Below are 11155 nucleotides of genomic sequence, written 5' to 3' on the forward strand. Positions count from 1 at the left end.
TGGAAGGACTCCGCCAGGCCGGTACGCCGGTCCGCTCCGTCGTCCACACCGCCGGCCTGGGACAGGTGACGCCGCTGTCCGACATGAGCGCCGAGGAGTTCACCGAGGTGCTGCGGGCGAAGGTGGAAGGCGCCATGCATCTCGACGCTCTGTTCGGCGACCCGGGCGGGTATCTGGGCGACGACGGCGCAGACCTGGACGCCTTCGTGTTGTTCTCGTCCATCGCCGGGGTGTGGGGCAGCGGCGGTCAGGCCGCCTACGCCGCGGCCAACGCCCACCTCGACGCCCTTGCCGAGGATCGTCGTGCTCGCGGCCTGACCGCGACCTCGGTGAGCTGGGGGCCGTGGGCCGAGGGCGGTATGGCCGAAGGGACCAGCGGAGAACTGAGCCGACGAGGTCTTGCCGTGATGGCACCGGAGTCGGCCGTCGGCGCGCTCCACCAGGCGCTGGCGGGCGACGCGACGCTCCTCACGGTCGCGGACGTGGACTGGCAGCGGTTCGCCCCCGCTTTCACGGTACGGCGGCCCAGCCTGCTACTCGGCGAACTGACCGACGTGCAAAGGGCTCTGGACCAGGATCACGACGGCGTGGACGGCGACAGCCGTGGCGGCGACGCGGCGGCCGAGCTGCGTGCACGGCTCGCGTCGGCCAACGAGTCGCAGCAGAGCCGCATCGTCCTGGAGCTGGTGCGCGCGGAGGCGGCGGACGTGCTGGGTCACGCCACGCCGGACGCGGTCCGGCCCCGGCGTGGCTTCGTCGAGCTGGGCTTCGACTCGCTCATGGCGGTCGAGGTACGCAACCGGCTGGCCCGGCACACCGGGCTGCGGCTGTCCACCACCCTGCTCTTCGACTTCCCTTCCCCTGCCGCGCTGGCGCACCATCTGCGGGCCGAGCTCGCGCAGGAACTCTCGGCGGCGGCCTCGACTTCGGTTGCCGCCGTGCTCAGCGAGCTGGAACGGATGCTGTCCGGCCTGTCCACGGACGATGTCGACGGCGTGGACGTCACAGAGCGGCTGCAGGGCCTGCTGACGACGTGGAGCAGAGCACAGGTCCGCCTGGCGTCGCCGCCGCCCGATGCGGGCGAACCCGCAGCCGCGGCGGTGGACTCCGACCTCGAGTCAGCGACATCGGACGAGATGTTCGACCTCATCCAACGCGAGTTCGGGAAGTTCTGACCGGAACCCGTGAACGCGTGTGCAAACCAAGCTTTTCTCAAGGGGCGGTGCTGTTTCGATGGCGAGTGAAGAGAAACTCCTGGACCACCTGAAGTGGATGACCGCTGAGCTTCGCCAGACGAAGCAGCGGCTCCAGGAGGTGGAGTCCGAGGAGCAGGAGCCGATTGCCATCGTCGGCATGAGCTGCCGCCTTCCCGGTGACGTCCGTTCGCCCGAGCAGCTGTGGCGGCTGGTCGCAGACGGCGTCGACGCGATATCGGGCTTCCCCGAAGACCGTGGCTGGGACGTCGAGGGGCTCTACGACCCCGACCCGGACAACCCGGACACGTCCTATGCCGATCAGGGCGGATTCCTGAGTTCCGTCGGTGACTTCGACGCCGAGTTCTTCGGTGTCTCGCCGCGCGAGGCACTGGCGATGGACCCGCAGCAGCGGCTCCTCCTCGAAACCTCCTGGGAGGCCATCGAGCAGGCGGGCATCGATCCCGCCTCCCTGCACGGCAGCCGGACCGGGGTGTTCATCGGATCCAACGCGCAGGACTACGCCTCGCTCCTGCACCACGACACGGCCGAACTCGGCGGCTACCTGGCCATCGGCAGCGCTGCCAGCGTCATGTCGGGCCGCATCGCCTACACCCTCGGCTTCGAGGGCCCCGCCGCGACCGTGGACACCGCGTGCTCGTCGTCGCTGGTGGCACTCCACTGGGCCGCCCAGGCGCTGCGCCAGGGCGAATGCACCATGGCGCTCGCGGGCGGCGTGGCGGTCATGGCCACCCCGGGTGCCTTCCTGGAGTTCTCCCGGCAGCGGGGCCTCGCCGAGGACGGCCGGTGCAAGGCGTTCGCGGAGGCGGCGGACGGCACGGGGTGGGGCGAGGGTGTCGGCATCCTGCTGGTCGAGCGTCTCTCGGACGCCCGTCGCAACGGCCACCGCGTACTCGGCGTCATCCGAGGCTCGGCGATCAACCAGGACGGCGCGAGCAGCGGACTCACCGTTCCGCACGGCCCCTCGCAGCGGCGCGTGATCCGGGACGCCCTCGCCAACGCGAGCCTCTCCGCCGCGCAGGTCGACGCGGTGGAGGCACACGGCACGGGCACCCGCCTCGGTGACCCGATCGAGGCGCGGTCCCTCATCGCGACGTACGGCCAGGAGCGCACCGGCGGCAGGCCGCTCTGGCTGGGGTCGCTGAAGTCGAACATCGGTCACACGGCGGGCGCCGCCGGCGTGGCGGGCGTCATTAAGATGATCATGGCGATGCGCGAGGGCGTGCTGCCGCGCACCCTGCACATCGACGAGCCGTCCTCCCACGTGGACTGGTCGGCCGGGGCCGTCGAGCTGCTCACGGAGCCGGTGGAGTGGCCCGAGACGGGCGAGCCGCGCCGCGCCGCCGTCTCCTCGTTCGGCATGAGCGGCACCAACGCGCACGTGATCCTGGAGCAGGCACCGGAGACCGAGCAAGCCACCGAGCCCGCGATGGCGTCCCTGCCGGTCGTTCCGTGGCTGCTCTCGGCCAAGTCACCGTCGGCGCTCGCCGCTCAGGCCGGACGCCTACTGGCCCACGCCGACGGAGCCGGCCTCGACGCCGTGGACATCGGTTACTCGCTGGCGCGGACCAGGACCTCGCTGGAGAACCGGGCCGTGCTCATCGGCAAGGACACCGAGACCCTGCTGCGTCGGGCCGCCGCACTGGCGGATGACCCCGGCACCGCCGACGCGGTGGGCTCCACCACGGGCGAGGACGAGCCGGTGGCGGTGCTGTTCTCGGGGCAGGGTTCGCACCGTCCCGCCATGGGACGGGAACTCCACGCCGCTTTCCCGGCGTTCGCGGACGCGTTCGACCTGGTGTGCGCGGAGCTGGACCGTCATCTGGACCAGTCCCTTCGTGAGGTGGTTTTCGAGGGTGGTGAGCTGCTGGATCGGACGCAGTTCACGCAGGCGGGTCTGTTCGCGCTCGAGGTGGCGCTGTTCGAGCTGGTGACGTCGTGGGGCGTGAAGCCCGACTTCCTGCTGGGTCACTCGATCGGTGAGCTGTCGGCCGCGTGCGTGGCCGGTGTGCTGTCGCTGGAGGACGCTGCCGTGCTGGTGGCGGCGCGGGGGCGTCTGATGCAGGCGCTCCCGACGGACGGTGCGATGGTGTCGTTGCAGGCGGCGGAGGACGAGGTGCTGCCGCTGCTGACGGACGGCGTGTCGATCGCCGCGCTCAACGGCCCGCGTTCGACGGTGGTGTCGGGTGACGAGGCAGAGGTCTTGCGGATCGCCGCGTACTTCGAGGGTGAGGGCCGTAAGACCAAGCGGCTGCGGGTGAGTCATGCTTTCCACTCGCCGCGTATGGACGCGATGCTCGACGACTTCCGCAAGGTCGCGGAGCGACTGACCTTCAACGCCCCTCGGCTGCCGATCATCTCGGATGTGACAGGTGAGGTCCTGTCGGCGGAGGAGGTGCAGGATCCGGAGTACTGGGTGCGTCACGTCCGCGAAGCGGTGCGTTTCCTGGACGGCATCCGCACCCTGGAAGCGGAAGGTGTGACGGCGTTCCTGGAGCTGGGTCCGGACGGTGTGCTGTCCGCGATGGCGCAGGACTGCGTCACCTCCGACTCCGGCGAGATCACCTTCGTACCGGTCCTTCGCAAGAACCGCGAGGAGCCGGAGAGCCTGCTCACCGCCCTCGCCGAACTCCACGTACGCGGCAAGGCGGTCGACTGGCAGGCGTACTTCGCCGGCACGGGTGCCCGCCGCGTGGATCTGCCCACCTACGCCTTCCAGCACGAGCGCTACTGGCCGAAGAGCAGTTGGGCCGCGCCCCGCGGCATGACCGAGCTCGGGCTGCGCACGGGGGAGCATCCGCTGCTCGGTGCCGCGTTGGGGCTCGCGCACACCGACGAGTTCCTGTTCACCGGTTCGCTGTCCGCGCAACGGCAGCCGTGGCTCGCCGATCACGCCGTCATGGGTACGGTGCTGCTGCCTGGCACGGCCTTCGTCGACCTCGCGCTGCACGCCGGCGAACGCGTTGGCTGCGAGGTGGTGGAGGAGCTGACCTTGCAGGCACCGCTGGCGCTCCCCTCGTCCGGCAGGGTCCAGGTGCAGGTGGTGGTCGGCGCCCCGGAGGCGGACGGCCGCCGGCCCGTCGGCGTGCACGCCAGGCCCGACGGCGAGGACGAGAGCGACTGGACCCAGCACGCCACGGGTCTCCTCGCGCCGGCCGACGCGGCAGCGGAGGAGGCCGCCGCGTCGCTCGTACGGGACACACTGCGGGCATGGCCGCCGCAGGACGCCACCCCGATCAACGTCGATGCCGTGTACGAGCAGCTCTCCGTGCGGGGATTCGACTACGGCCCGGCCTTCCAGGGGCTGCGCAGGGCCTGGCACAGGGGCGACGAGGTGCTCGCCGAAGTGGCGGTGGCCGATCTCGACGTGGCCGGCTTCGGTGTGCACCCCGCGCTGCTCGACTGCGGACTGCACGCCCTCGCGGTCAGCGGGCTGCTCAGTGGTGCCGCGGAGCGGGATGCGGCCGGGGAACCGGTCGACGCCGATGGGCGCGGCTGGCTCCCGTTCTCCTGGGGAGGGGTCTGTCTGCGGGCCACCGGCGCCACCACGCTACGGATGCGGATCAGTCCGGCGGGACGGGACGCGGTTTCGCTGCACCTGGCGGACGGCGCGGGTCAACTCGTGGCAGCCGTCGAGTCGTTGGTACTGCGCGAGGTGGTCGCAGGCCAGTTCCGGACCCAGGCCGCGGCCACCATGGACGGGCTGTTCCAACTGGGCTGGACCGAGGTCGCCGAAGCCGCGCCGAGGGGGGAGCAGCCGTCCGACCAAGCACGGTGGGCCGTCGCGCTCACGGCCGACGAGGACGCGAGGCCCGCGGCCTCCGAGGCGTTCGACGCCTTCGTGAACCTGGCCGCGCTGGGCGAAGCCCTCGACGGCGGTGTCGATGCGCCCGACGTCGTGATCGCCGACTTCACCGGACGTCCCGCCGGGGCGGACGACAACACCGCCGCGCACCGCGCCGCGCACCGCGCCCTCGCCCTGGTCCAGCAGTGGCTGGCCGACACGCGGTTCGACACCGCCCGGCTGCTGGTGCTGACCAGCGGTGCCGTCGGCCCCGACGACGACGTGGCAGCGGCACCCCACTCGGCCGCGGCGCCCGACCTTTCCGCCGCACCTGTCTGGGGCCTGCTGCGTTCGGCCCAGTCGGAAAACCCGGACCGATTCGTCCTGCTCGACGCCGCAGAGCCGTACGCACTCGACGCACCGGCCCTGAGGACGGCGCTCGACAGCGGAGAGCCGCAACTCGCCCTGCGAGGACGGACGTTTTACGCACCCCGGTTCGTGCGCGCGGGACATGACGGCGCACTGTTGCCGCCACACGGCGTCCCCGCCTGGCGGCTCGACAGCGAAAACAGGGGCACCCTCGACGGCCTGGCCCTGCTGCCCCACCCGCAGGCCCTCGACGGCTTGGAAAGCGGCCAGATACGCGTCGCCGTACACGCCGCGGGGCTGAACTTCCGCGACGTGCTGATCGCGCTCGACATGTACCCGGGACGCGCCACGATGGGCATCGAGGGCGCGGGCGTCGTGGTCGAGGTCGGCCCCGACGTCACCGGGATCGCGCTCGGTGACCGCGTCATGGGCCTGCTCAGCGGCGGTTTCGGGCCGACCGCGGTGACCGACCACCGGATGGTCGCCAGGATCCCTGACGGCTGGTCGTTCACCCAGGCGGCCTCGGTCCCCATCGTGTTCCTGACCGCCTACTACGGCCTGGTCGACCTGGCCGCGCTGCGGCCCGGCGAATCCGTGCTGGTGCACGCCGCCGCGGGCGGGGTGGGCATGGCCGCCGTCCAGCTGGCACGGCACCTGGGCGCCGAGGTCTACGGCACGGCCTCCCCGGGCAAGTGGGACACCCTCAGGGAACTGGGTCTGAGCGACGAACGGATCGCGTCCTCGCGCACGCTCGAGTTCGAGGAACAGTTCAGGTCCGGCACCCGAGGACGCGGCGTCGACGTCGTACTGGACTCCCTGGCAGGGCCGTTCGTGGACGCCTCGATACGGCTGCTGCCGCGCGGGGGCCGGTTCGTGGAGATGGGCAAGGCCGACGTCCGGGACTCGGAAGCGGTCGCCGCCGCACACCCCGGCGTCGACTACCGGGCGTTCGATGTCATCGAGGCGGGACCCGAGCGGATCGGGCAGATGTTGGCCGAGGTGGTCGCACTCTTCGAACGCGGGGCGTTGCACCCGCTGCCCGTGCGTGACTGGGACGTGCGTCGCGCCCCGGAGGCCTTCCGGTTCCTCAGCCAGGCGCGCCACATCGGCAAGGTGGTGCTGACCGTCCCGCAGCCGCTCGACGGCACCGGGACCGTCCTGATCACCGGCGGTACCGGAGCGCTCGGAGCCGTCCTCGCGCGGCACCTCGTCGCCTCGCACGGCGTCCGGCACCTGCTGCTCACCAGCCGCAACGGCGCAGCCGCCGAGGGCGCACGTGAGCTTGCCGCCGAACTCACCGGACTCGGTGCCGACGTCACCCTGGCGTCCTGCGACGTGGCAGACGCCGACGCGCTCGCCGCGCTGCTCGCCGGCATCCCGGCCGAGCACCCGCTGACCGGAGTGGTCCACGCAGCCGGAGTCCTCGACGACGGTGTCATCTCCTCGCTCACCGGCGACCGTCTGGAGGCGGTGCTGCGGCCCAAGCTCGACGCGGCCTGGCACCTGCACCGGCTCACCCGCGACCTCGACCTGCGCGTGTTCGCCCTCTTCTCCTCGACGTCCGGGCTGCTCGGGGCGCCGGGACAGGGCAACTACGCGGCGGCGAACGCCTTCCTCGACTCCCTGGCCCGGGCCAGACGTGCCCAGGGCCTCGCCGCGACCTCCCTGGCCTGGGGCCCGTGGGAGCAGGCCGGCGGCATGATCGACCAACTGCGCGGGAGGGACGCGGGACGCACCCCGCGCGGCGGGCTTCTGATCGCACTGACAGCGGAGGAGGGACTCGCGCTCTTCGACGCCGCCCTCGCCGTGGATGACGCGCTCATGGTGCCGATGAAGCCGGACGCGGCTGCCCTGCGTGGCAGGACCGCACGGCCCGCCCTCTTCGAAGGGCTCTCGGGCGCACACAGGCAGGGCAGGCGGCGCGGCGTGGCCGCCGCGGGAGAGGTCGCTTCCACGCTTGTCCAGCGGCTGCGCGGACTCGACGAGGCCGAACGGCGGCAGACACTCGTGGAGTTGGTGAGCGGCCAGGCCGCCGCGGTGCTCGGGCACGCGTCGGCGAGCGCCGTGCGCCCGGACCGGGCCTTCAAGGACCTCGGCTTCGACTCGCTCACGGCCGTCGAACTGCGCAACCGCCTGGGCGCGGCCACCGGCCTGCGGCTGCCCGCCTCACTGATCTTCGACTACCCGACGCCGACCGTGATGGCCGACCGTCTGCATGCCGAACTGGTCGAGGCGCCCGGCACGGACGGGACGCCCGCGGCCGCTGTGCGCACCGGCACGGCGGACAGCGACGCAACCATCGCCATCGTGGCGATGAGCTGCCGCTACCCCGGCGGCGTCAGCTCGCCGGAGGACCTGTGGCGGCTCGTCGCCACGGGGACGGACGGCATAGCGGCCTTCCCCACGGACCGCGGCTGGCGACTGCCGGACACCGCGGAGGGTGGGCCCGACGGCCTGCCCCAGGAGGGCGGATTCGTCTACGATGCGGCGGAGTTCGACGCCGGCTTCTTCGGCATCTCGCCGCGTGAGGCGCTGGCGATGGACCCGCAGCAGCGGCTGCTCCTCGAAGCCTCCTGGGAGGTCTTCGAGCGCGCGGGCATCGACCCCGCCACGGTGCGGGGCAGCCGGACCGGCGTCTTCACCGGCACCTCGTCCTCCGGGTACGCCACCTCGCTCGCGCAGCTGCCGGACGGCGTCGCCGGGCACGTGCTGACCGGGACGGCGGGCAGCGTCGTGTCCGGGCGCGTCGCCTACACCTTCGGCCTGGAAGGCCCCGCCGTATCGGTCGACACGGCATGCTCCTCCTCGCTGGTCGCGCTGCACCTGGCCATCCAGGCGCTGCGATCGGGCGAGTGCTCGATGGCGCTGGCCTCCGGCGCCATGATCATGGGTGGCTCGGGAGTCTTCACGGAGTTCAGCGGGCACGGCGGCCTCGCCGTCAACGCCCGCTGCAAGGCCTTCGCCGCCGGCGCCGACGGCACCGCCTGGTCCGAAGGTGTGGGCGTGCTCCTGGTGGAGCGGCTCTCGGACGCGCGGCGCAATGGTCACCGGGTTCTTGCGGTGGTGCGCGGCAGTGCGGTGAACCAGGACGGTGCGAGCAATGGTCTGACGGCGCCGAACGGTCCGTCGCAGCAGCGTGTGATCCGTCAGGCGTTGGCGAACGCCGGTCTGTCGGCGTCGCAGGTGGACGCGGTGGAGGCGCACGGCACGGGTACCCGTCTCGGCGACCCGATCGAGGCGCAGGCCCTGATCGCGACCTACGGGCAGAACCGGCCGGAGAACCGGCCACTGCTGCTCGGCTCGCTGAAGTCCAACATCGGGCACGCACAGGCCGCTTCGGGCGTCGCGGGTGTGATCAAGATGGTCATGGCGATGCGGGAGGGTGTGCTGCCGCGCACCCTGCACGTGGACGAGCCGACACCCCAGGTCGACTGGTCGGCGGGGACGGTCGAGCTGCTGACGGAGTCCGTGGCCTGGCCGGAGACAGGCATGCCGCGCAGGGCCGGAGTCTCCTCGTTCGGCATCAGCGGCACCAACGCCCACGTCATCCTGGAGCAGGCCCCGGAGCAGGCCCCGGAGCCGGCACCTGCCGCTCTCGCCCCCGTCCTGAGCGGGGACGTGCCCCTGGTGCTGTCCGCCAGGTCGGAGGAAGCACTGCGGGCCCAGGCCGAGCGGCTGCGGCAGCTCATCGACGGTACGCAAGGACCCGAACCTGCCCTGCTCGGACGGGCGTTGGCGACGACCCGGGCGCGCTTCACCCATCGTGCGGCGGTCGTGGCACAGGACACGGACGGCTTCCGCTCCGGCCTTGCGGCTCTCGCGGCGGGCGGCGCGGCCCCCAACCTGGTACACGGCGCAGCGGACGGACCCGTGCGCCCGGTGTTCGTGTTCCCCGGCCAGGGCGCACAGTGGACGGGCATGGCCGCCGGGCTCCTGGAGTCCTCGCCGGTGTTCGCGGCGCGGATGGCGGAGTGCGCGGCGGCTCTGGAGCCCTTCACGGACTGGCGTCTGCTGGACGTCGTACGCGGCGAGGCGGGCGCCCCGGGCTACGACCGCGCCGACGTGGTCCAGCCGGTCCTGTGGGCGGTGATGATCTCCCTCGCCGAGCTCTGGCGGGCCTGCGGCGTGGCGCCGGCCGCAGTCATCGGCCATTCCCAGGGTGAGATCGCGGCGGCCTGCGTCGCCGGTGGCCTGTCGCTGGAGGACGGCGCACGCTTGGTGGCCCTGCGCGGCCGGGCGCTGCTCCAACTCTGCGGCAAGGGCGGCATGGTGTTCGTGTCGCTGCCCTTGGACGAGGTACGTGAACGCCTGACCGCCTGGGACGGCCGCATCTCCGTGGCCGCCGTCAACGGACCCTCCTCGGTGGTCGTCTCCGGCGAGTCGGACGCACTGGCCGAACTGGCAGACGCGTGCAGGGCCGCCGGAGTGCGCGTCAAGCGCGTCGCGGTGGACTACGCCTCGCACTCGGCCCAGGTGGAGTCCATCGCGGACGAGGTGACCGCCGCGCTGAAGGGCGTTTCCCCGCGTTCGAGCACGGTGCCGTTCTTCTCCACGGTGACGGGCGGCCTGCTGGACACGGCCGAGCTCAACGACGGCTACTGGTACCGCAACCTGCGATCCACCGTCCAGTTCACATCGGCCGCGTACGCGGCACTCGACGCCGGGCACACGGTCTTCGTCGAGGTGAGTCCGCACCCGGTGCTCAACCTCGGTCTGCAGGAGACCTTCGAGGAGGCCGGTCAGGACGACGCGGTCGCCCTGGGCACCCTGCGCCGCGACGAGGAAGAGGCACGCCGCTTCGTGATCTCGGTTGCCGAAGCCCATGTCCACGGCGTGGAGTTGGACTGGCAGGCGATGTTCGCGGGGCAGCAGGCCACCCACGTCGACCTGCCCACCTATCCCTTCCAACGCCGACGCTACTGGCTCGCCCCGGCCGACGGGGCGAGCATCGACGTCTCCTCGACGGGCATGCGCCCGGCAGGCCATGCCCTGCTGTCCGGGGCGATGACCCTGGCGGACACCGACGGAGTGGTACTGACCGGACAGCTGTCTGTCGACACGCACCCCTGGCTCGCCGACCACACCGTGCTCGACTCGGTCCTGCTGCCCGGCACGGCGTTCGTCGACCTCGCGCTGCACGCCGCCGACCAGGTCGGCTGCGACCTGCTCGAAGAGCTCACCGTCGAGGCGCCGTTGGTGTTGCCGGACGCAGGCTCCGTCGCGATCCAGGTGACCGCCACGGTTCCGGACCCCGCGGGCCGCAGCACGGTGCACCTCTACTCCGCCCCCGCCGACGCACAGGCCGACAGCTGGACCCGCCATGCCACCGGGACGGTGACCCGGCAGAACCTGTCCACCGCCCCGCCCGTCGCGGAGACCCTCGCCCAGTGGCCGCCGGCCGGGGCCAAGGCCATTGCGGTCGACACCCACTACGAGACCCTTGCCGAGACCGGCTACGCCTACGGCCCGCTGTTCCAGGGACTGCGGTCGGCGTGGCGGCACGGCGAGGACCTCTACGCCGAGGTCGCACTGCCCGCCGGCACCGACGTCGACGGGTTCGGCGTGCACCCTGCCCTGTTGGATGCCGCGCTGCACACGATCGGCCTTGGGGTGCTGGGTCCGTCCGAGGATGGTGAAGGCGCTGTCGAGCTGCCGTTCGCGTGGTCCGGCGTCTCCCTGCACGCGGTCGGCGCCCGTGCCCTGCGCGTCCGGCTCCGTCGTCACGGCGCAGAGGTGTCGTTGCTGTTGGCTGATGGTACGGGTGCGCATGTGGCGTCGGTGGAGTCGT

2 protein-coding genes are annotated in these 11155 nt (G+C 72.1%); both read left to right on the forward strand.

The features are described from left to right. A partial coding sequence (locus tag ABEA26_RS32765) for a KR domain-containing protein (RefSeq protein ID WP_345597273.1) occupies positions 1 to 1175 on the forward strand: 1175 nt, incomplete at its 5' end. Positions 1176 to 1233: 58 nt separating this feature from the next. Further along, positions 1234 to 11155, forward strand: a 9922-nt coding sequence (locus ABEA26_RS32770; RefSeq protein ID WP_345597275.1) for an SDR family NAD(P)-dependent oxidoreductase, incomplete at its 3' end; no start/stop codon positions are given.

This window comes from Streptomyces marokkonensis (assembly GCF_039539045.1).
Lineage (GTDB): Bacteria > Actinomycetota > Actinomycetes > Streptomycetales > Streptomycetaceae > Streptomyces > Streptomyces marokkonensis.